This window comes from Planctobacterium sp. AWH2_060 (genome assembly GCF_056158425.1).
The window spans coordinates 1,259,438-1,282,066 of sequence record NZ_JBSWTG010000001.1 but is presented as its reverse complement, the minus strand read 5'-3'; the positions used below and the strand labels follow the sequence as shown (position 1 = coordinate 1,282,066).

Annotated in this window: 21 protein-coding genes; 9 read left to right on the top strand and 12 right to left on the bottom strand. The window is 44.4% G+C overall.

Annotated elements, in window-relative coordinates; all coding sequences use genetic code 11:
• Positions 1 to 7: 7 nt before the first annotated feature.
• A complete protein-coding gene (locus ACXAD8_RS05595; protein WP_475225925.1) occupies positions 8 to 478 on the bottom strand; it encodes a DUF4442 domain-containing protein in 471 nt (156 codons plus the stop codon).
• 66 nt (positions 479 to 544) lie between these two features.
• On the opposite strand from ACXAD8_RS05595, the gene ACXAD8_RS05590 reads away from it, so the two are divergent.
• Entirely contained in the window at positions 545 to 1,081 is a 537-nt protein-coding gene (locus tag ACXAD8_RS05590; protein WP_475225922.1) for a DUF6942 family protein, read from the top strand.
• A gap of 7 nt (positions 1,082 to 1,088) precedes the next feature.
• Here ACXAD8_RS05590 and ACXAD8_RS05585 read toward each other — a convergent pair whose 3' ends face one another.
• The 3 genes from ACXAD8_RS05585 to tcdA all read right to left on the bottom strand — a co-directional run bounded on the left by ACXAD8_RS05585 (position 1,089) and on the right by tcdA (position 3,688).
• The gene (locus tag ACXAD8_RS05585) at positions 1,089 to 1,859 is read right to left on the bottom strand and encodes a motility protein A (RefSeq protein ID WP_475225920.1); all 771 of its coding nucleotides are present in this window, start codon (positions 1,857 to 1,859) and stop codon (positions 1,089 to 1,091) included.
• 20 nt (positions 1,860 to 1,879) lie between these two features.
• Entirely contained in the window at positions 1,880 to 2,707 is an 828-nt protein-coding gene (locus ACXAD8_RS05580; RefSeq protein WP_475225917.1) for an OmpA/MotB family protein, read from the bottom strand.
• A gap of 192 nt (positions 2,708 to 2,899) precedes the next feature.
• On the bottom strand, positions 2,900 to 3,688 hold the full coding sequence (tcdA, locus tag ACXAD8_RS05575; protein WP_475225915.1) for a tRNA cyclic N6-threonylcarbamoyladenosine(37) synthase TcdA: 789 nt from the start codon (positions 3,686 to 3,688) through the stop codon (positions 2,900 to 2,902).
• Positions 3,689 to 3,816: 128 nt separating this feature from the next.
• Here tcdA and lhgO point away from each other — a divergent pair, with 128 nt between their 5' ends.
• Complete coding sequence (gene lhgO / locus ACXAD8_RS05570) at positions 3,817 to 5,013, top strand: L-2-hydroxyglutarate oxidase (RefSeq protein ID WP_475225914.1); 1,197 nt, start codon at positions 3,817 to 3,819, stop codon at positions 5,011 to 5,013.
• Between the two features lie 16 nt (positions 5,014 to 5,029).
• Here the strand turns inward: lhgO and ACXAD8_RS05565 are convergent, their stop codons facing one another.
• Entirely contained in the window at positions 5,030 to 6,004 is a 975-nt protein-coding gene (locus ACXAD8_RS05565; RefSeq protein ID WP_475225911.1) for an ion channel, read from the bottom strand.
• Positions 6,005 to 6,166: 162 nt separating this feature from the next.
• Between ACXAD8_RS05565 and ACXAD8_RS05560 the strand changes: the two genes are divergently transcribed.
• On the top strand, positions 6,167 to 7,123 hold the full coding sequence (locus ACXAD8_RS05560) for a glutathione S-transferase family protein (RefSeq protein ID WP_475225909.1): 957 nt from the start codon (positions 6,167 to 6,169) through the stop codon (positions 7,121 to 7,123).
• 259 nt (positions 7,124 to 7,382) lie between these two features.
• Here ACXAD8_RS05560 and ACXAD8_RS05555 read toward each other — a convergent pair whose 3' ends face one another.
• Complete coding sequence (locus ACXAD8_RS05555; protein WP_475225906.1) at positions 7,383 to 8,366, bottom strand: transposase; 984 nt, start codon at positions 8,364 to 8,366, stop codon at positions 7,383 to 7,385.
• Positions 8,367 to 8,491: 125 nt separating this feature from the next.
• On the opposite strand from ACXAD8_RS05555, the gene ACXAD8_RS05550 reads away from it, so the two are divergent.
• From ACXAD8_RS05550 to ACXAD8_RS05540, 3 genes are all read left to right on the top strand, one after another.
• The gene (locus ACXAD8_RS05550) at positions 8,492 to 8,854 is read left to right on the top strand and encodes a nucleoside triphosphate pyrophosphohydrolase family protein (protein WP_475225904.1); all 363 of its coding nucleotides are present in this window, start codon (positions 8,492 to 8,494) and stop codon (positions 8,852 to 8,854) included.
• A 17-nt stretch (positions 8,855 to 8,871) separates the two neighbouring features.
• Positions 8,872 to 9,330 (top strand): low molecular weight protein-tyrosine-phosphatase, encoded by a 459-nt coding sequence (locus ACXAD8_RS05545; protein ID WP_475225901.1) that lies wholly within the window; start codon positions 8,872 to 8,874, stop codon positions 9,328 to 9,330.
• A 144-nt stretch (positions 9,331 to 9,474) separates the two neighbouring features.
• On the top strand, positions 9,475 to 10,821 hold the full coding sequence (locus ACXAD8_RS05540) for a class II 3-deoxy-7-phosphoheptulonate synthase (RefSeq protein WP_475225898.1): 1,347 nt from the start codon (positions 9,475 to 9,477) through the stop codon (positions 10,819 to 10,821).
• Positions 10,822 to 10,832: 11 nt separating this feature from the next.
• Here ACXAD8_RS05540 and ACXAD8_RS05535 read toward each other — a convergent pair whose 3' ends face one another.
• From ACXAD8_RS05535 to ACXAD8_RS05520, 4 genes are all read right to left on the bottom strand, one after another.
• Positions 10,833 to 11,240: a DUF1801 domain-containing protein gene (locus ACXAD8_RS05535; protein WP_475225896.1), complete on the bottom strand. Its 408-nt coding sequence runs from the start codon at positions 11,238 to 11,240 to the stop codon at positions 10,833 to 10,835.
• A gap of 156 nt (positions 11,241 to 11,396) precedes the next feature.
• Positions 11,397 to 13,244, bottom strand: coding sequence for a thrombospondin type 3 repeat-containing protein (locus ACXAD8_RS05530; RefSeq protein WP_475225893.1), 1,848 nt, complete (start codon positions 13,242 to 13,244; stop codon positions 11,397 to 11,399).
• A gap of 219 nt (positions 13,245 to 13,463) precedes the next feature.
• A complete protein-coding gene (locus ACXAD8_RS05525; protein ID WP_475225891.1) occupies positions 13,464 to 13,931 on the bottom strand; it encodes a hypothetical protein in 468 nt (155 codons plus the stop codon).
• A 2-nt stretch (positions 13,932 to 13,933) separates the two neighbouring features.
• The gene (locus ACXAD8_RS05520; RefSeq protein WP_475225889.1) at positions 13,934 to 14,527 is read right to left on the bottom strand and encodes a DUF3299 domain-containing protein; all 594 of its coding nucleotides are present in this window, start codon (positions 14,525 to 14,527) and stop codon (positions 13,934 to 13,936) included.
• A gap of 219 nt (positions 14,528 to 14,746) precedes the next feature.
• On the opposite strand from ACXAD8_RS05520, the gene ACXAD8_RS05515 reads away from it, so the two are divergent.
• Together ACXAD8_RS05515 and ACXAD8_RS05510 are read left to right on the top strand one after the other, a co-directional pair.
• Positions 14,747 to 16,633: a DUF885 domain-containing protein gene (locus ACXAD8_RS05515; RefSeq protein ID WP_475225886.1), complete on the top strand. Its 1,887-nt coding sequence runs from the start codon at positions 14,747 to 14,749 to the stop codon at positions 16,631 to 16,633.
• 173 nt (positions 16,634 to 16,806) lie between these two features.
• On the top strand, positions 16,807 to 17,682 hold the full coding sequence (locus tag ACXAD8_RS05510) for an ion transporter (protein WP_475225884.1): 876 nt from the start codon (positions 16,807 to 16,809) through the stop codon (positions 17,680 to 17,682).
• Between the two features lie 11 nt (positions 17,683 to 17,693).
• Here the strand turns inward: ACXAD8_RS05510 and ACXAD8_RS05505 are convergent, their stop codons facing one another.
• On the bottom strand, positions 17,694 to 19,610 hold the full coding sequence (locus ACXAD8_RS05505; RefSeq protein ID WP_475225881.1) for an acetyl-CoA hydrolase/transferase C-terminal domain-containing protein: 1,917 nt from the start codon (positions 19,608 to 19,610) through the stop codon (positions 17,694 to 17,696).
• Positions 19,611 to 19,769: 159 nt separating this feature from the next.
• Between ACXAD8_RS05505 and hrpB the strand changes: the two genes are divergently transcribed.
• A complete protein-coding gene (gene hrpB, locus ACXAD8_RS05500) occupies positions 19,770 to 22,286 on the top strand; it encodes an ATP-dependent helicase HrpB (RefSeq protein ID WP_475225879.1) in 2,517 nt (838 codons plus the stop codon).
• A 92-nt stretch (positions 22,287 to 22,378) separates the two neighbouring features.
• Here the strand turns inward: hrpB and ACXAD8_RS05495 are convergent, their stop codons facing one another.
• Positions 22,379 to 22,609, bottom strand: coding sequence for a hypothetical protein (locus ACXAD8_RS05495; protein ID WP_475225876.1), 231 nt, complete (start codon positions 22,607 to 22,609; stop codon positions 22,379 to 22,381).
• Positions 22,610 to 22,629 lie beyond the last annotated feature (20 nt).

The window sequence follows — 22,629 nt, the reverse complement described above, 5'->3', positions numbered from 1 at the left end:
CCAAAAGTTAAAAACGGGCTCTGTCGTTAAGGCGTTTTTTGATGTAAAGCGTCTTTTTTAATTTGCAGATGATGTTTTGTTGTTCATCAACAACATTGACTTCATAACAGGGCAGATACTTTTCACCAGATTCTGTGTTTTGGTAAATGTCTTCCAACATCTTATCAGTAATGTGAAACTCGGCAATAACTTTACCTGTACCAGGTTTCACAAAGTCTATTTCGGTACTTTTGTCCCAGACAGTGTACTCTTTCCCCAATATATTCATTAGCATAAGCATGTAATGGGGATCTGTCATGGAAAATAAACTGCCACCAAAATGGGTGTTTACTGCATTGCGGTTGTACCAGCGTAAAGGCATGACCACCCGGCAGTAGCGCCAGTCTTTACTGTAGTCTTCTATTTTGACACCGGCGCCAATATAGGGACCAAAAAGATAGTTAAGCAGGAACTTGAGCTTACCCGGAGTGATTTTCATTTTCGCCATCTTAACATGTCAGACCAGTTGTCGATTATGCTAAATTTATGATTTTAAACAAGTACTATGAATAAAAATAATGTAAAAAAATATGGACTTGGCGATGAAGCCAGCCCCTTTAGAGTCTATATGGGAAATGTTCCAGACTATGCCGACTTCACTGAGTTAGACAGGGTTCGCCCTCTGAATCCGGGGGATGTAGCCGCAATTGGCAGTCATTGCGGCAACGGCTGGCGCAAGGTATTTAATGTTTATGCCAAACTCGTTTATGCCCTAAAGCACAGTTTACATTTTGCTCAAGGGGAATATGTTGACTGGCAACAGTGGCGCGACCGTCAATTGCTGCAAAAAGGCTCTAATAGTGCCTTGCTGTTTTCTCCACTTGAGCTGGCCCATCTCGATTCCAGCCACATACACATCGTTATGGGCAGAACCTGGGCAAAAGAATGTGGTTTAACTGAGGGCTTTAACTGGCTAAACCAAGAGTTTGCCGTTCACACTGAATTACCTGTGGTGATTTGTCCCTATTTTGACTACCGGCAGCTAAGTAATCAAAAGATTGTGTTTTTGACTGAAATTGTCAGTGGTTTTACCCTGCTGTAGAATGCGCTTAGAGCTTTAGTTGCTTAATCGATTTGCGTTTGTGTTTTTCAATATAGGTTTGCAAAAACTCAAAAATGGCTCGAGGAGGTTCTTTGTTTACTATTTTAACAATGGCATCTCGAACCAAAGAGTGGTGCAAAAATACCTCATTGCTATATTCATTCATCCTTTTTGCCATTGGGTTGAGCAAACAATTGGAAAGGATAGCGCCGTATAAGGTGGTTAATAAGGCGATTGCCATACCCTGACCAATGGTGTCTGGTGTGGTTAATCCGCTCAACATGGCCACTAGTCCAATCAACGTGCCGATCATGCCCAAAGCTGGGGTGGTTTCAGCCAGTGTTTCAAGTACCTCTATTGTTTTTTCATGCCGTTGTCGGGTGTAAAAGATCTCTTTATTCAGCATGTTTGCCAGTGTTTCATTGTCGTAACCATCCAATAAAAGCTCTAAACAATGCTGAATGTAAGGATCTGTTACCTTTTCTTCTTCGAGGGATAGAATTCCTTTTTTTCTGGAGAGGTTGGCAAGGTGAATACATGTTTCGATACAGTCTTCTAAATCAACGTTATTTTTAATAAAAGCGTGTTTACTATGTAGAAACGCTGATCTCAAGTTTTCCAGCTTGACACTCAAAGAAACAGCCCCTAGTGATCCGAACACTACAATTAAGAATGAGGCGGCACTAAAATAGATTTCCATTTCACCCTGACTCATTAGGAGTACACAGCAAAAACCCACAATTAGCAGAGCAAACCCTACTATTACGCCTTTTTCCAAAGAAACGGATGTAAATGGTGTCACTCTTTTTTAGCTCCCGGTGTTAGCTTTAAGTGTTTTTTGGTTGGTTTACCATGCGTTACTAAAATTTCAACGCGGCGGTTTTTAGCGCGCCCATCTTGTGTCTCATTACTCGCAATCGGCTCGGAATCCCCTTTGCCGCTAATAGAAACCGTACGCTCGCTGAGTTTTGAGCTCAAGACTTCAGCAACAGCTTGTGCTCTTGCCAATGATAAATCTACATTGTTTCTATATAGGTCATTAACTACTGGCAGGTTATCGGTATGCCCCACAACTGTGATATTTCCGGGAAATTCTACCAAGAAAGCGGCCATTTGCCTTATGTAATCTTCCGCTTTGGGTTGTAGATAGCCGCTTCCAGAAGCATATGCAATTGAGCTGTCTAGACGGATAATTAACGTGTTGTCACTTAATTTAAGTTCAATACCTGGTTTTAAGGCAGAATCAGAAAGGTGTTGTTGTAGAGCTTTAGACAATGTTGTAAGAACACTAGCTGAGCTATTTCCATCAGATGGATCAGGTTCAGAAGCATCTGTTTTGGTGTTGTATTGACGTGTACCAACCAAACTATTACCTGTTTCCATTTTTACAATACTGTCAGCGGATTCTATAGGAATAAAAGTTCTGGAGGGGTAATTGCCAAAAGCTTTTGTGAAGGATTCAGAGACCTTGTCGAATCTTTTCTGGTCAGTATTCGAAAATGAAAATAACAGTACAAAAAAGCAAAGTAGCAAAGTCATCATATCCGCGAAAGTCGTTGTCCAACTCTGTTTCTTAGCTTTTTTCTCAAGGATTTTGACAAGTTGAATATTGTTAGATTGATTCACTGTAGAATTTTTATGTGTCTATTAAAACACTAACGATAAATTCATTATTGCAAATGGTGAAGGGAATGCAACTTCGTTTATCCTTCCTGTTTGCCTTAAAGAAGCCATTGGGTCTGTCTCTTTTTGTGCAAAATTGTCGATTGACATTTAAACGGCCTTTAATGGTTTGTGTTTTTTCCAAGGGAGGAGCGATTACTTTACGCCTGGAAAGTGCTTTTCTATCAGTTTATTTAAAACGCGGGACGCGGTAACCAGGCCAAACGTGGCCGTAACGGTAACCGCCGCGCCAAATCCACCACTGCAATCCAGTTTTACACCCCCGGTCATTTGCTTGGCATAACTGACATTACCGTCGGCATCTGGATAGCGCAGTTGCTCAGTGGAATAGACGCACTCAACAGAAAAGCGGCGTTTTGGATTCTGACTAAAGCCATAATGGCGACGTAAGAATGAACGCAATTTCGCAGCCAGTGGATCCTGTTTAGTTTTTGCCAGATCAGCAACGGTAATTTGAGTGGGATCTACTTGTCCGCCAGCGCCACCGACCGTAATAACGGGCATCTTTTGGCGTTTACAGTGATTAATCATCGCTGCTTTGGCTTTGACACTGTCCGTGGCATCAACCACATAAGCAAAATCATTGAGGTGTTCATTGACATTTTTATCGGTCACAAAATCCATCACCGGGTTCACTTCGCAATCCGGGTTTATCAGCTTTATTCGTTGCGCCATGACATCGACTTTGTTTTGACCTACGGTATTGCTTAACGCGTGAATTTGGCGATTGGTATTGGTGACGCAAATATCGTCCAGGTCAATCAGAGTTAATTTACCAATACCACTTCTTGCCAACGCTTCAGCTGTCCAACTGCCGACACCACCAATGCCCACAACACAAACGTGAGACTGACGCAAAAACGCCAGTTGCTCTTTACCATAAAGACGTTCAATACCGCCGAATCGCTGACTATAAAGATCCATGAAAACTGCACCGGAAAACAAAGAGGCGGTATTCTAACCAGTTCTGCTATTTTTGCAAAAATCCAATGGGGTGATTAACATGAGCATGGTTTTAATATTGCCCGAAGGGGGCAGCAAAGGAAACGGAATTGAGCAGTTATGACGTTATTGTAATTGGCGGTGGTATTGTTGGTGCCGCTAGTGCTTTAAAAATAAAGCGAGAAAAGCCGAATTTATCGGTGCTCTTGTTGGAGAAAGAATCCGCAGCGGCGCAGCATCAAACAGGGAGAAATTCCGGGGTCATTCACGCCGGCGTGTATTATGCGCCGGGTAGTCTAAAAGCCCAATATTGCCGAGAAGGTTTGCAGCGTACGATTGCCTGGTGTCGACAAAATGATTTGCCATTTCGACAATGTGGCAAGTTGATTGTGGCCACTAATGAGCCGGAAGAAGCCAGGTTGCAGGCACTGTATCAGCGATGTCAGGACAATGATTTACAACCGACGTTTCTTAGTCCTTCAGGATTAAAAGAGAAAGCGCCTGCAATATCCGGAACCGCCGCCATGTATATTCGGCAAACCGGTATTACTGACTACAAAAAACTCACTGCGCACTTTTTGCATTCATTTGAAAAATTGGGTGGGCAAGTTAAATTTAATAGTCAGGTATACCAGCTTGAAGAACACTCCGCAAATGTAAGTGTTCAGACCAATAATGGACAGTTTACTGCTGCTCAGGTGCTAAATTGCGCTGGAGTTTATTCTGATGAGTTGATCAGGCAACTCATTCCCGATATCGATTGGCGCATCGTTCCATTTAAGGGGGAATATTTCCGCTTACCCGAAAAATATAATGAGATTGTTGATCACCTGATTTATCCGGTACCGGATCCGGATTTGCCATTTTTAGGTGTTCATCTCACATTGATGATTGGCGGCTATGTGACCGTTGGCCCCAATGCAGTTTTAGCGCTGGGCAAAGAAGCCTATGGGAAAACTGACCTTCAGTTTAATCAGTTGTTGGATATGGTGACTTATCCCGGGTTTCGAAAAGTGATTAAAAACAACTGGCGTTCCGGGCTCGAAGAGTTTCGCAATTCTATGAATAAACGAGGCTATCTGCGCCTGGTACAAAAATACTGTCCGCAAATTGAATTGCAGGATCTGTTGCCTTATCCATCCGGGATCCGCGCTCAGGCGGTGTCAGATAAAGGTGAGCTAATTCACGATTTTCGGTTTGCCCATACAGAACGCAGTCTGCATGTGGGCAATGCGCCTTCACCGGCAGCAACATCAGCGTTACCCATTGCTGATGCCATTTATGCTAAATTAGCCGATAAGTTGTAGTGGTATAGAATGACCCTTAGCGGGTCATGCGCTTTACAAATACCACCACGAATAGCGCAATAGTAAAACTGCCAATAAAGGCTTCTAATGCGGCAAAAAATCGGGTGATGCCAAAGGGAGTTATGTCGCCATATCCCAAAGTGGTAAAAGTCACCACACTGTAGTACAGGCTCATAAAAAAGGTGGTGATATTGGTGGAAAGTGAAGCTGAAAAATCCAGCTGTAAGAGTTCTTCACCGTGATTAACACCAAAAATAAAATACATGATGGCACTCATAAATATTAAGAACATGGAGAAAACCACGGTGTTTTCTGGTTTTTCCCCATAGCCGCAGAGTTTGTCTACCAGCATGGAAAAAATCCATTTAAAGGACCATGGCTGGAGTTGATAGCGGCGCATGATCAATTCTTTGTAGCCAAACTGACCCGCTAACTGAAACAATCCCTGATCTTCGGCTCGCTTGCGCAAATTGCGATAGATTTCTTCTGACTGTTCAAAGTTATCTTGAGCGGCTTCTTTATCCTGCTCTTTGCGTTTCTTTAAGGCAACGCGTTCCTGCAGCAACCTATCACCAACGTTGATGTTGTCGATACGGGCACCTTCCAGTTTAGTGCCTAGCAGATTACTGCCTTCTAAATCAGCGCAGTGCAGATTGGCTTCATTCAGATTCGCCTTCATCAGCGACCCATTGCGCAGATTCAGATTAAACAGGTGTGCACCTTTTAGGTTGGCGCGATACAGATCGCATTCAGACAAATCGAATCCGTTTTTTGAGCTGCGATTAACCAGGTTGATGCCTGCCAGGTTAACCCGTTTCAGTTTCAGACCTTTCGATGTACCGCCACGGCGAATGTGTGCTTCGAGGCGTTCAGCCAGATTCATACCGCTTTTATCAACGTGTGGATCATGCCAAAAGCAATAGCCCGAACCTAAATCGTTTTCGGTGCAGGGCTCGCCACTTTGAGATCGGTATTTACATTTGTCGCTCATGAATCAGCATAAGTATTTTTATTTTCCTTAAGTGTAGCAGCAATTCCGCTAAGCAAGCAGTACTAACTTTCTAAAAAATAGAATGAAAGAGAGAATATCTTGCACTTAATAAAACTTTTATGAAGTGTTTGAATGAAGGTGTTCAAAATTGGGAGTAAAGCAATGGGTTTATTAGTAGATGGCAAATGGCAAGAAAAATGGTACGACACTAAAAAAAGCGGCGGAAAATTCAAACGCCAGGATTCGATATTCACTAATACCATTGCGCCTGACGGACAATTTCAACCGGAAACTGGTCGCTATCACCTCTACGTGAGCCTCGCTTGTCCATGGGCTCATCGCACTTTAATTCTGCGTAAACTGAAGCAGTTGCAGGAGCATATTTCTGTTTCGGTAGTGCACCCGGATATGTTGGGGCAGGGCTGGCAATTTGCTGATACGGCAAATGCATTTGCAGCTGCTACTGAGGATCATTTATATGGCGCAAAATACATGCACCAGATATATACCCGAGCTGTGCCTGATGTGACTACCCGGGTTACTGTGCCTGTCTTATGGGATAAAAAGACACAGCAAATTGTTAACAATGAGTCGGCGCAAATTGTTCGCATTCTGAATTCTGCATTTAACACAATAACCGGCAATCAGGATGACTACTATCCGCAAGCGCTTCGGGCCGATATTGATGATATCAATGAGTTTGTTTATCACAACATCAATAATGGCGTTTACAAAGCCGGTTTTGCTACAACGCAGGAAGCTTACAGCGAGGCAGTAAAAGCGCTGTTTTCAGCACTAGATAAAGTGGAAGGGATACTGGCAGAACGCCGCTATCTGACCGGTGATACTATCACTGAAGCCGACTGGCGGTTATTTACTACCCTGGTGCGGTTCGACGCCGTTTACGTAGGACATTTTAAATGTAATTTGAGACGTATTGAAGATTACCCCAATATGTCCAATTACCTCAGAGAGTTGTACCAGTATCCGGGCATTAAAGACACAGTAAACATGGAGCATATCAAACGTCACTATTATTTCAGCCACACCATGATAAATCCCACTCAGGTAATCCCCGACGGCCCAGAGCTAAATCTGGATAGCGAATGGACAAGATGAGTTCCTCTTAAAATGACAGCTCTTAAAAAGACAGCCATGATAAGATTTCCATGGGACTTGGGAAAATCCACCTTGCAATGACTTCTTGATGAGCTGTCTAATATTCAATAAATCTGCATGAAAAGAAGTGATTGCTTATTGAATTAGAGGGTTTGAGTATGGTTTCCACTCATGAATGAACCTGAAAAGGTAATTCCGGGCACGAATCGGCTTTACCTTGGGGTAATTCTGCATTAAATCGAAGTTAAGTTTGGTATGGTCAGCCGAATAGTCGGATTGCGCTGCTTTTATCCCTCAGTCTTTTTAGTTTGTGTCGGTGTCGATAGGCTTCCAGATAGGACTCACTGCCAGCAGCATGATGAAAACACCCTTCAAATTGAGTGGTGAGTTCCTGCCATTGCTCGGGTTTGAGGTTGAGTCGTTCCAATATCGCCGGTGTTGATTCTTCAATGGAGCCGCGTTTATTGGGTAAGATAGCTCTGCCCGTGATATCAACCAACTCTATGTAATCGGATAAGTGAAAGGGCAAGCCATGGGGCATATCCTTTTTGATATTGTCGGTAAAAGGTGTCAGGAATTTAGGTGTTTTACCTGCTTTGGTTGCATTGATGCGGTACTGAATACTGGTATGGTCAGATTGCTCTGGTGTTTTAGCCATGCCAGCTCGGATGGGATTTAAATCCACGTAGGCCATGCAGGCTGCAAGCGCCGCTTCATCTAATAGTGCCTGGGACTTAAATCGACCTTCCCAGAATCTTCCTGTACATTTATCTTCCTTGTTGGCCTCTCTGGCTATGTATTCATTTAAATAGCGCATAAACCAGCTGATATCAGTCAGCCGCTGCCGCCATACATCGGCGGTTTCTTCAACGGTGAACAGCTGAGATTCAAGCATCTGCTGTCGTTGTTCTGGATTCAAATACTGTTGACTCAGTAAGGTGCCATTAGTGAGCCTGTGCCATCGGCGAACTACTTCTTCGGTATCCCAGCTGTCAGATAAATCTTTGTGAACATGTAGCACCAGGTGGGTGTGATTGCTCATCACTGCATAAGCACAGACATCAATGGCAAATATTTGAGATAAAAAATGAATGCGGTCTTCAACCCACTGACGACGATGTTCGTAACTGGTTCCGGTTAACTTGTCTTCGCCACACAAATAGGCTCTGCGCACACAACGGGAAACACAATGGTAATAGGGCGTATCTTCAAGGCAGATTTGCGCCTTCCTGGCTTTTGGCATGTTAACTCCTCCTGAGTTTGCTGATTGGGTTTCTTATTTTGCACAAACTATAGTGTTTGGAAACTGTACTGAAGTACAGTTATGATGGCTGTCCTGTTAAGAGAAGAATAAATAAGGGGAGTTAAATGGCGATTTCACATTCTGATATGGTTAAGGCGTTGGCGAAGCCGGGGGAGCAAATTGCATCTGAAATAAGTGGTGAAGATGCACATCTGATGCATATGGCAATTGGTATTAGTGGTGAAGCGGGTGAATTATTGGATGCCATCAAGAAACAGGTGATTTACCGGAAAGAATTGGATTTAGAAAATGTGATTGAGGAGCTGGGTGATCTGGAGTTTTATATGGAAGGTCTGCGCCAAGGCCTTGGTATAACCCGGGAACAGTGTCTTCAAGCCAACATTGATAAACTGGGTACCCGATATCAAAATTTCCAATACAGTAATGAAAAAGCTCAGGCCCGAGCAGATAAGCCTGAAGGGCAATAACAGAACCAGGAAAGATTATGAAAAAAGTACTTTTTGTTTGCCTGGGTAACATTTGTCGTTCACCCACTGCCGAGGCGGTGTTTAAGAAAATGGCAAAGGAAGCAGGCTTAAAAGTGGAAATTGATTCCGCCGGCACCATTGCTACTCATACCGGAGAGCAACCCGATAGCCGCAGTATGGAACATGGTAAAAAGAGGGGATATAGCTTTCATGGCCAGCATTCCAGAAAAGTAAAACAATCGGACTTTCAGTACTTTGACTACATTTTTGCTATGGATAAGAGTAATTTGAGTGATTTGCTGGCGCAGTGTCCCAAAGAACTACACCATAAAGTGCAGCTGTTTTTAAGCCTGAGTAATGATCCAGAGCAAGAAGTACCTGATCCATATTATGGAGGTGATGCTGGATTTGAGCGCGTTTTGGATCTGGTCGAGAATGCATCAACCGCCCTGATAACTCGATTAAAATCCGCCTGATTTGCTTTGTTAGATAGAGATTTTAATTCTTTAACTAAAATATTCTAATAAACTGCGAATTTTAGGAGGTTATCTCTTGAATCGGTCATTTATTCATGTTTAAGTTTGGGTCCTTTTCAATTATCACAACAGGTAGTATTTCCAGTGAAACAATGGCAGCCAGATACATGGCGTGAATTTCCGATTTTGCAACAACCCCATTATGAAGATGCAGCGAAGCTTGCTCAGGTTGAATCTGAGTTAAAACGATTTCCGCCGCTGGTGTTTGCAGAGGAAACTCGTCATTTGTTTAGTGAGCTGGCTAATATTTCCCAGGGCAACGGCTTTTTGTTACAAGGTGGTGATTGCGCTGAGTCTTTTGACGAGTTTAATGCTCCCAAGATCCGCGATACCTTCAAAGTTATCTTGCAGATGGCGATTGTGCTGACCTTTGCTGGTCGTTGTCACGTAACCAAAGTGGCCCGAATGGCTGGTCAATACGCCAAACCGCGCTCCGCAGACTTGGAAACCCGAGATGGCGTGTCGCTGCCCAGTTATCGTGGCGATATTATTAATAGTTTTCCTTTTACGCCTGAAGCGCGAATTCCTGATCCGCGACGCATGATAGATGCTTATCATCGTTCTGCTTCAACCCTTAACCTGCTGCGGGCTTTCGCTCAGGGGGGGTTGGCAGATCTGCACAAGGTCAACAAATGGAACATGGCGTTTGTTGAAAACAATCCGTTGAAAGAACGTTATCTGGATATGTCTCGTCGTATTCAAGATACTCTGTCTTTCATGGAAGTGATCGGCCTTAACTCGGACAACACCGCGTCACTGCGTGAAACTTCTTTGTATACCTCGCATGAAGCGCTGTTGTTGAACTACGAGCAGGCTCTGACTCGCGTCGATACGCTCACTGACAAATGGTATAACTGTTCTGCACACATGTTGTGGATTGGCGAGAGAACCAGACAGTTGGACCACGCCCACGTTGAGTTTTTCCGAGGCATACACAACCCCATCGGTGTGAAGGTGGGACCTGGGATGCAGGGCGACGAGCTGATTGAGCTAATTGATGCCTTGAACCCGGATAACACACCCGGGCGTTTGACTCTGATCACCCGTATGGGCGCAGACAATCTTGAACAGAAGTTACCGGCGTTGCTGCGTCGTGTTAAGCAGGAAGGTCGTCATGTGGTATGGAGTTCAGATCCTATGCATGGCAATACCAAAAACTCTTCCAGTGGCTTTAAGACTCGTAATTTCGATGACATCTTGCGGGAAATTCAGCAGTTCTTTGCTGCGCATGATGCCGAAGGTACACACGCAGGCGGCATCCATCTGGAAATGACCGGTCAGCATGTTACCGAATGTACAGGCGGCGCCTATCAGATCAGCGATGCGGACCTGGCTGAGTGTTATAAGACTCAGTGTGATCCTCGTTTGAATGCCGATCAGGTATTAGAACTGGCCTTCCTGGTATCCGATCACCTGCGCAAATCGGTATGATAATGAACTAATTAAGTCGGGGAGGGGATGCAGTCATATCTGGATTGCATTACCTCTACCGACTTTTTCACCATCGACGCTAACACCTCAAGATCAATATTCTTTAACGCTCCCAGATACAAACAAGACTTGCCAAGTTTGTGCTTGCCTAATTGCCCTAAGCTATCTTCAAAATCACTAAAACCCGGCATGATATAAACCACAGTATTCTGTGCTCTGGGAGCAAAGCCGGTAACAAACCAATCACCACTGTGTCCAGAGTCATATTCGTAATGATATTTGCCAAAGCCGATCATGGTTCCGGCCAACCAGGCAGTATAGCCAGAGGCCTGTTCCATTATGGGCAGTAACAGTCGGGCATCTTTTTCCCGGTTTTTATTTTTGAGGCTACTCAGGTAGTTATCTATATCGGTGTTCATGTTGCTGGCCTTTGGAAAGGGCTGTTTTACTTTTATTGTAGTAATCAGCTTGGTAGCGGACAAATTAAAATTACGATGCAGGTGTTAATTTTTGGATTGCTATTAAAAAACACCGCCAATTCCTGTGGCGGTGTTTGTTGAACTTGTTAGGCGAAGCTATTCAGGGAAACTGAATTTGTCCATAAAGATATCCCGTTGCTCATTCCAGTCTGCTTCATAAACGATGGCAACGTCATTATTGCCCAGAGCCAAAGCACTGAACCCCAATTGGATCCCCCCGTTGTACAATAAGGTTGAGCTTACCAAGTTGTTACCTTCAACCTGCATTTCATAAAGAGAGTCATTTAAGTTACCTATAATTCGGGTAGTGCCATTAACAGCGATTACATCCAGGTCCTGTATACGGCTGGGTGTGGTAGCCACTGTTTGCAAAGACATTAAATCTACACCTTGCTGAACAACCCAGGTTCTATGATAACTTTCATCTAATCTGGAATAGGAAACAGTGAGATTTTCCGCTGACTCTGCGATACTCAGATGTCCGTGACCGCCAGGCGTGCTATTGAGTTTGGTGACTGCGTCAGCTTCCACGAAATCGAAGGTTTTTATCAGATAAAGATCATCTGCTATGCCCGTTAAACTGCGTGTTACCGTGAATCCAATTATGTAACCAGTATCCGGTGTCTGAAATAGGGTAAAATGTGCAAACGGATAATGGCTTCCTTCGCTATCCGTTAACAGTGATATGTCTATGTCTGCATCTTCAATCAGAGTTTGCAACGACAAAATGTGCTCTTCACCATTAGGATGCTTTTGATAAATGCAAATTGTCATATCACAATATTGCAAGACGGCCAGTGTACCATCATTAAATGCCTGAAAAGTCTTATTATGAGAGCGCGGTAAACTCTGGCTAGCTTGCCAACTCGTTCCATCATCGCTTGAAGCCATGATGGGTGTCATTGATAGATCCGCAAAATCTCGATAAGTAACCAGTAATTCACCTTGTGGACTCTTCTGGATTACCGGTGAATCTTGTGAATCTAAACTATCGGTAACTTGTGTCGCTTTATGTGTTAGATTGGCTGTTAAGCATTTGTCTTCATCTTCGCAATACACACTAAAATTGAATTCATCTTCAATCTGATAAGAGTTGTTCTCAATCTCATCACAGTCATAACTGCTGAGTGAGCAATACACACTGATTGAGGTTTTGTACTCAATTTGCTCTACAGGGGCAGGAAAGTAAACTCGCCAGGATTGTTGTTGGTTATCCCACTGACCATTATAGTAACCTTCGCTGCTTAAGCTGGTTATCCTTTGATTGGTTTCTGCATTGTAAACGGTATATTGAAGATGCCAGCCATTTTCCGCGTTTAATATTTGCCTTCCCTCGGAATAGCCACGGACATTCAGACTGATGAATTCGTTTTGTTGATAGGTCGTTTGATTTCCTATCATATCAATGGTGTCGGTAATATCTTCCTGTCCGTCGTTATCATCATCAGTATCCGAGTTATCGCCAATACCATCACCGTCAAAGTCACTGTGCTCTTGGGCATTTAATGGAAACAGATCCAGTTGATCACTGACTCCGTCGTTATCATCATCATTGTCGGCATTATTGCCAATTTCATCTGAATCAAAGTCAGACCATTCTGCAGCATCAATGGGAAATGCATCGACAGTATCTTCATAACCATCGTTATCGTCGTCTAAGTCCGCATTGTTACCGATACCATCGGAATCAGTGTCTGACCACTCGTTGCGATTGTTGGGGAAAGCATCCGCTTCGTCAGGTGTACCGTCATTATCATCATCAGTATCGGTATTATCACCGATACCGTCGTGGTCGGTATCAATAGACTCGGTGGCGTCGTCAGGAAACGCATCGATTAGATCGGCAACGCCATCCTTGTCCCTATCATCAGTGACGCTGCTTTGATTACAGGCAGTTAAGCCAAGTAAGCTGGTTAAAACTAATGTAGCAAGTGTGTATTTCACGCATTCTTCTCCATATTTTCTTTCATGCGATATATAAAACTCGTTCTAAGTTGAAGGTAATTAATTGTCCGGACCAGCGCTATTCTCGGTTTTTTAAATGAACGTAAACTGAAATTTAAGTGAATTAAATTTGGCGAATGACGTCAAAAGATCGGAGTAAATTGTGGATTACTTCATAGGAATGGGGGGAAAGCTGCAAAGACTTAAGTCTGGTTTTATCTATCCCACTATCACTTCTATGGTCTGGATTTTGGAGTAAGCTTTGTGCTGTTTTTTACCTTTTATGACAATGGTCAGAGAGTGTTTGCCAGATTGCTGCGCGTTGTATTTTAAACGATAGATGCCAGACTCTTGCTCGGGTTGAAAGGGGGCATCTTCCTGAAAAGTAATTTCAGGTGAGCCCTGAAAATTGAATTCAACGTCCTGGTAGCCTTTGGGTATGCGATAATAGATTGGAACAGATGCTTGTTTACCGCGTGAAGCGATAACTTTCTTGGCATGCTTTAATGATATTGGCGCAATGAGCTCTTCAATTTTTGGGGCTGGTAATTGGGCATGCATAACGGGAAATCGACCAAACCCGGCACTGGCGTGCATATCGCAGGCTAAACTGGTAGCGGAGCCCACAACAAGAGCGAGCCCTAAAATACATGCTCTGGCTGGTTTAGCCTTTGTTGAAAGTTTCATGTTCAGTCCTCATAAGGTGTTACCTTGCTCATGGCCAGGCTATACGCCGCAACGCCTAACTCATTTTCTTGTTTTTCTATTTTTAGCTTGCCCTCAAACCAAAAAGGTTGGCTGAGATGTGTAAGCTTAATCCCCTCACTGCTTTTTGCAAAGATTATTTGGTTTGGTGGAGGTGGAGGCATATGCAGGCAGGCACCAAAGTAGGGTACGATAAAGTACTCAGTTATTTTTTCATCTTCTGATGTTTCAAGTGGCACAATAAAACCAGGAATCTTAATATTTTTTTCAGCCATCGCCTCCACTACTTTGGTAGAACGCAGAGCCTGTTGAAAGCGTTGTGCTTTTTCATCCTCAAAGTTTTGTTCGGTAAAACTGTCTACTGAGTCTTGTTGTGAGCCATCGGCAATATCAAACAGAGCCTCTGGGGGATTAAGCAAAGCGTCCAGGTCGTCTTGTGGAATGAGCTCAATCCATTCTACTTCTTTGAACAGGGTACCGGCATGGGAAAAAGAAATTAAAGAACTGACAATTAAAATCTGAAAAATTGCTACTAAGGTTTTTAATGCTGACTGAATAAGTGACTTGAAATACATCATAGTTTGAGAGTTAGCCAAAGAATGTGAAATAGGTTGTTATAACATAACGATATTGGTTTGTGTATCCAGCTTATACCCGTTTTTGCCATATTTCCTGATGTCAGAGTAAAAAAATGCAGCAGATTTGGCATTTTTTTGTAACAATGAATTGCTGTTGATTGAAAATGCGCTGCTATATAGCTAGCGTCTCATCCTCACTACTAAAACGGATAATAACACATGAAACTTACTCTACTTGGTTCAGTCATTGCACTGGCACTGATGGGGTGCAGTGATAATCAAACTGCGCAACAAAGCAACCAATCTGCCCCTGCTGCGGCTGAGCAAAAAGCAACTCCTACGCCTGAACAGATCGAAGCAGAAACTGCACGTCTGAACCAATGGTTTGACGCAAAATATGAAGAAGGCGTGATGCGCAGCCCGATTCAGTTGGCTTTCTTGGGTCGCAAAGAGCGTCAGGGCGAGATTGATCAAATGTCTGAAGCGGCATTGGAAGAAAATCTGGCATTTACCCGCAAAAACCTGGAAGAACTGAAGTCTTCTTTCGACTACAACAAGCTAACCGACGATGCCAAAATCTCCTACGATGTTTGGGTACACCAGGCTGAAGCAGAGTTAGCAGCAGACGAATTCCGCTATAATGGCTATATCTTCGAGCAGATGAATGCCATCCAAACCTTTTTCCCAACCTTGCTGATTTCCTTCCATACGGTAGAAACCAAAGCCGATATGGATAATTACATCAATCGTCTTAAAGAAACCGGCAGAGCCTTAGATCAGTTAATAGAAGGCTCTAAAAATGTAGCAGAAAAAGGTGTCAGACCTCCGTATTTCGCTTTTGAAGAAGTCATTAAGTCTTCTGAGGCAATTATTACTGGTGCACCGTTTGACGATGGCGAAGATAGTTCTATCTGGAGTGCCACTAAAGATAAAATTGCTGCCCTGGTGGAAAAAGAAGAAATTGACCAGAAAACTGCTGACGAGCTGACCAATCTAGCAAAAGAGCATTTGCTAAATCATTTCCAACCAGCTTACGAGCGTCTGATAGCTTGGCAAAAGCAAGATCAGCCTAACGCAAGTAAAGAAGCTCAGGGTGTTAGTGCATTGCCTAATGGCGTTGCTTATTACAATGAGCGTCTGGCTAACCAAACCACCACTTCTTTAACTGCCGATGAAATTCACGAGATTGGCCTGAGTGAAGTGGCTCGTTTACGCGAAGAAATGATCGCGGCAAAAGAAGCCTTTGGTTTTGAAGGTTCACTGGCTGAGTACTTTGTATTTTTACGTGATACTAAAGATGATGAGCGTTTGTATTATCCCGACACTGATGAAGGTCGTCAGGGCTATATTGATGATGCTACAGCGGCCATTGATAATATTAAAACCATGTTGCCAGATTATTTCGGCATCCTGCCAAAAGCAGATATGGTGGTTAAGCGTGTAGAGCCTTTCCGTGAGCAGGATGGTGCTGCTCAGCATTACTATCCCTCCACACCTGACGGTTCTCGCCCAGGTATCTACTATGCCCATTTGTCTGATATGACAGCCATGCCGAAACGTGAACTAGAGGTTATTGCCTATCACGAAGGTTTACCGGGGCACCACATGCAAATTGCTATTGCCCAGGAGCTGGAAGGTGTGCCTACCTTCCGTACCCAGGCCGGTTTTACGGCTTACATTGAGGGGTGGGCCCTGTACACCGAATGGTTGGCAAAACAAATGCCTGGAACCTATCAAGACCCACTGTCTGAGTTTGGTCGTTTAGGTTCAGAAATGTGGCGTGCCATCCGTTTGGTATTGGATACTGGTTTACATGCAAAAGGCTGGACAGAGCAACAGGCGGTTGACTACTTCAAGGAAAACTCTGCGATCACTGAAGAGCAGGCGCGTTCAGAAGTTCGTCGTTACATGGTGTTACCGGGTCAGGCTACCAGTTACAAGATTGGTATGCTGAAGATTCAGGAGCTTCTGGCAAAATCGCAAGCGGAGCTGGGTGATAAGTTTGATTATCGCGACTTCCACGATGTAATCCTGGGCGGTGGTGCTGTGCCACTATCCGTACTGGAAAGAATCGTTGATAACTGGATCGCTTCTAAAAAGGCCTGATAAATTGCTGTTTTAGCATTTAAAAAGGTGACTTTAGGTCACCTTTTTTATTTCTGCTAATTGATTTTCTGCAAGTCGTGACAATTCATCTAACAATTCCACATTTATTCACTTGAAACTTATCTCCGGGCACACATATCGGGGCTTATTACAAACTTAGAAGCCTGATTAACATGTATCCAGTTGCATTAGAATCCTTATCTGCCAGTCGACGTAAAGCTGCTCAGTTTATTGAGAGTCCCTGGGTTACCCGTATTATTATCGCTTTGATTTTAATCAACGCCGTTACACTTGGGCTGGAAACCGATAAAGATATTTATGCTCACTATGGCACTTTATTGCAATGGGCCGACAGGTTTCTACTCAGTGTCTTTACGGTTGAACTGGCTATAAAATTTTATGCTTATCGCGGCCACTTTTTTAAGTCCGGCTGGAACGTCTTTGATTTTGTGATTGTGACCATTGCCTGGATCCCCGCCAGTGGGCCATTGTCCGTATTGCGTGCGTTTCGTATTCTGCGGGTATTGCGCTTGCTCTCTGTGGTGCCGCAAATGCGTCGGGTTATCTCTGCGCTGGGGCATTCCATTCCCGGTATGTCATCGGTAATTGGGGTACTTCTGTTGATTTTCTACGTCTGCGCGGTACTGGCTACTAAGCTGTTTGGTCAACATCCCGATCCCAATATGCAGGAGTGGTTTGGCTCCATCAGTGCCTCTGCTTATACCCTGTTTCAGGTAATGACCCTGGAAAGCTGGTCGATGGGTATCGTTAGGCCCACCATGGATATTTTCCCCTGGTCCGGTGTTTTCTTTATTCCTTTTATTATTGTTACCAGCTTTGCTGTACTGAATTTGTTTATCGGTATCATTGTGGATGCTATGCAAATGGCGCAGGTGGATTCCAGAAAAGAAGATAAGGAAGAAATGAAGGAATTCACCCACGATGAAATCATGTTGCTTAGTGAGCAGATAGATATGCTGCAAAATCAACTGACAAAAATGCAGCAGCAGTTAAAGCGTGGTGACTCCAGAGGAAAAGCTGATTTGTGATTATTTTATGCTTATAAAGTAAAGCGATAATGGTAAACGCCAAATTCGCTGCTTCGCTCGAAGTCGACGTTGGCGTTTTCAAAAGCCCAGTTCATGGCGTCGTTGTCCACCAAAACATCGGCTTTAAAGTGCTTGATTTTGTACTCTTTACCCAGTTTAAATAAACGTTTGATAAAGAAACTGCCCAATCCTTGCCCCTGCCAGTCATCCCGCACCTGAAAGGCAATTTCCGGAATACCATCACTGTCGTCCAATATCCATTGACCAATAGCAACGATTTCGTGTTTAGCTGTTTCAGGGGGCGATAAGGCCACCAGTGCCATATCCTTGCTATAGTCAATGTCAGAATACTGTTTCAGGATCTTTTGCGGTAAGGAGCGCAACTTGGAAAAATAACGCATGTACACGTTTTGGTCTGATAGCTTGTGAAAAAAGTCCCTTAGCAGGTCTTCATCAACCGCCTTAATGGGGCGGATCAATACTTGTTTATTATGTCTGGTGGTATGTACACATTCCCAGTTCTTTGGATAAATAGACTTAAAAGAGTGACCCGGTTGGGCAGAATGTACCAGATAGGACTGTTTTGCCTGTTCTAATAGCTTAGCCCGGTATTTAGGGTGTGCGATATCAATCAGCGCCAAACAGCGCTCCCTGATACTTTTGCCAAACAAAAAAGCAGTACCGTATTCGGTTATCACATAGTGTACATCGACGCGAGTAATGGTTACCCCCGAACCTTCCGGCAGCGACATCAAAATATTGGAATTACCCTTAACACTCAATGAGGGTAGGGCCACGATAGGTTTACCATTAAGCGAATAACCGGCTGCCCGAATAGAGTCATCAGAGCTGCCCACTCCGGCGTAAAAGCGATTGCCCACCGAATCTACCGCCACCTGACCCGTTAAATCCACCTTCAGCCCGGTAATGATGGAAATCAGGTTATTGTTGACGGCAATTCTGTCCAGGCGGTTGACGTAATAGGAAGGGTGAAATTCAATGGCTGGATTCTTGTGAATACCTTTATACAAATCACTACTGCCATAGGCATGGCAGACGATGGTTTTGCCCTGATTCACATTCTTTTGACTGTTGTTGATCACACCTTCCTGAATCAGTTTTAGTAATTTGTCGGTGAGCAAATCGGTGTGCAGTCCGAGGTTTTTGCGTTTGCGCAAATAGGGAATGAGATCGTCTGTCATGGCTGTCAGGTTAAATTTCAACGTAGCGCCATCGGGGATTTCGAACAGGATATTGGCTGCGATTTTATCCAATACCGACTTTTCAATTTTAAAATCGCCAAGCCATGGGAATAACTCTTCTTTGTCTGGGAGCGGACTATGGTTTTCCGTCCACCAGTTGATATCCTCAGCTTTTATCAGAGAATTGCCCTCTGTCCAGGGCATGTTTTCACAGATCTCGGCAATAACTATCTGAGCCGCCTCAACTGCTTCCTGACTAAAATCTACACCAGTACCCAGACTACAGAAGCCGTTATTGTCTGGTGGGGTGACCTTGATGATGGCCACTTCAATGGGAATACGCTTTTCTCGGATAAGGCGGTGCAACCTGGCACTGGATACCGGCATATAGTCAGTGATACCTTCGCGAATATTCTTTGCGGCCCGATCAAAAGCATAAAAGGCGGTTGTTCTGATACGACTTACATTTTGTTCCAGGTGGGGTAATTCGCCACCAGGAATAAATTGCAGAATGTTGATATCCACCAAATTGTGGGCACCAGAGACAATCGCGTTGAGGGTACAGTGTGCGGTAGCCGCGGTGCTCCCTATAAATATGCGGCTACCATCGGGGATTTTGGCTGCAACCTGGTCAAAGTTAAGCTTCTTTAGCTGCCACTGTTTAGATTCGGCATAATCAGATGCCTTATTTAATGGCTTGCGAAAGCCTAACTTACGCCAAAACACGAGAGCTCCGTTAGTCTGGGTTGCATTCAAGGGCATCATAGCCAACCTGGTATACCATTGCGACAGATTAATTGTCGTATTACACCTTGTTGAAGCTAATATCGCTTCATTTTACTATAGCGCCTTTATTTTCAGTCGCACCGCTATTTCGGGTAAATTTTGCAGTTCATACAATCACTTCCTATCAGTCAGCATCTGTCCGCAATCAGTGCTGAGCTGGAAAATCACCAACGTCTTGTGCTTACCGCTGAGCCCGGTGCCGGTAAATCCACCGCGGTACCGCTATTTCTGTTACAGCAAGCCTGGCTTACCGGCAAAAAGATAATCATGCTGGAACCCAGAAGGGTAGCAGCCAAGGCAATCGCCCATTTTTTGGCGTCTCAGTTCAATGAGCCAGTAGGGCAGCGAGTAGGTTATCGGGTGAAAAACGATGAAAAAGTCTCGCAACATACTCAACTGGAAGTGGTAACTGAGAGGATATTAACCCGGCAACTACAACATGATCCGGAGCTATCCGGTGTAGCGTTGGTGATATTTGATGAATTTCATGAGCGCAGCATCAATGCTGATCTCGGTTTGATGCTGGTCAAAGAAGTGATGTCGGCATTACGTGATGATCTGCACTGTCTAGTTATGTCTGCCACCATAGACAGCGAGGCAATCAGTGCCTATCTGGAAAATGCACCGGTGTTGCACTGTGAAGGGCGCACTTATCCGGTGGATATCAGCTACCAGCCAGTGCAAAACAAACGACTGCATGAGTCGGTTTGGCAGGCCGCTCGGGATGCTATTTCTCAGGAGCAAAGCGCCACTGCGAATAAAGACATCCTGGTATTCTTGCCGGGGCAAGGAGACATTAAACGGTGCATTGAGTTTTTCCAGGAAAAGCTGGGTGACAATAGCTGTCAGTTGTTACCTCTGTATGCAGCGTTACCGTTGCAACAGCAACAAGCAGCGTTGCAGCCGGATGCGCATGGCAGGCAGAAGATCATTTTTGCCACCAATATCGCTGAAACCAGTTTGACCATTGATGGCATTGCTTTGGTTATTGACTCGGGTCTTGAAAAACAAATGCTTTACGACCCAAAAACCGGAATGTCACGGCTGGAAACCAGTTACATTGCTAAATCTTCAGCCACCCAGCGCAGTGGCCGCGCAGGTCGAACCGCAAGCGGCAAGGCAATTCGTTTATGGTCGCAAAGTCAGCAGCAACAATTAGCTGATTATCGTCAGGAAGAGATTTGTCGCAGCGACCTGATGGATACGGTGCTGGAACTGGCGGTTTGGGGACAGCATGAATATCAGCAGATTGATTGGCTAACGGCACCGCCAATAGGCCATTACCAGCGCAGTGCGCAATTATTAAACTTGATGGGCTTTATCGATGCTTCTGGTAAGCCAACAGAAAAGGGTAGGCAGGCTTGTCAATTGCCATTGTCGGTTCGCCATGCCGCCGTGTTTTTAGCGGCAAAGACTGAGCAGGAACAATTAATTGCGGCAGATATCTGTGGGCTTTTAAGCGAGCAGGATTTACTGCGAAATTTCCACAGTGTGGCTTTCTCTCATCGTTTGCAGGCATTGTGGCAGGAAGCGGATTATAAATCCTGTATTCGTTATCAGGTATTAAAACAGGTAAAAGCCACAGCGCAAAAACTCAAAAAGCGGTTGGGGTTGAAGGACGGCAAGCTCAATCCAGAACAGCAGTGTTTCAGGCTGGCCTCCAGGCTGTTGTTAGCAGGGCATCCTGACCTGCTAGCCAGGCAAAGGTCATCCACAGAGCACAAATACCTGTTAGTTAACGGACGAGGCGCAGAGCTGGATAGTACTGATCCGTTAGTATCCGCGCAGTGGTTATTGGTGCTGGATATCAATGCCCAAACGCAAAGTGGCCGTATCTGGCTGGCGGCAGAAATTGATGATGAAGAGGTCAGTGAGTTTGCCGCATCAAAAGCCGTCAAAGAAGAAACTTTGTTTTGGGATGACAAGGCCGGTGCTGCCAAAATTAAGATCAGTCAAAAACTCGGGGCTGTAGAGTTTCAGAGTCAGGTGAGTGCCGAACTGAGCCAAAACCAGAAACAACAATTTTTATTGCAACAGGTAAAACAAAAAGGACTGTCAGCGCTTAACTGGACAAGCGCCTGTCAAAGATGGTTGCAACGAGTTAGCTGGTTATCCTCAGTGGATGAATCTTTCCCGAAACTCAATGAATCTGTGCTGACAGATAGCCTGAATGAATGGTTATTACCCTATATAGGTACCACTACCAGCTTATCGGAATTGCGAAAAATTGAGGTTTTACCCTTGTTGAAAGCAACCCTGGACTGGGACCAGCAGGAGTTGCTGGATAAGTACGCACCGGAACAGTTTGTGGCACCGGGCGGTGAAAAGTACAGTATTGCCTATGATTCACCGCAGGGACCGATTGTGTCACTGCCATTACAGTCACTGTTTGGATTGACTTCAACGCCCCTATTGGGCAACAACAAGATTCCATTGTGTTTTGAACTGTTATCACCGGCAAGACGTCCTATTCAGACCACCAGCGACCTGAATGGTTTTTGGCAAGGATCCTATCATGACGTGGCAAAAGAGATGCGCGGCAGGTATCCGAAACACCGCTGGCCGGAACAGCCGTTACTGGAAAAGCCTGGTAAGTCGTTAAAGAAAAAGACTTAAGTTGCAACGAAAACCACCCCGGAGTTAGCGTCTGAGGTCATCCCTGACTCTCATTTCCGGGGCGGTCCTAAACAGGGAAAACGTGATAAGTCTTAGTGGTCGTCACATTCAGGTTTTTGCTCGCCATCTTTGTCTTCGCACTCAGGCTTTTGTTCTTCGTCCTTTTCACATTCTGGCTTGGTGCTGCCATCATCGTTTTTACAATCTTCAACGCCATAAAAGGCGGTTGTTAGCAGATTCTCAGAAGCGTTTGCCGATGCGTTGGTAAACATAGCAGCAGTTACCAGGTAAGCCAGAGTGACAAATACGGTTAATTTTTTCATAGGAATATCTCCGTGGTTTT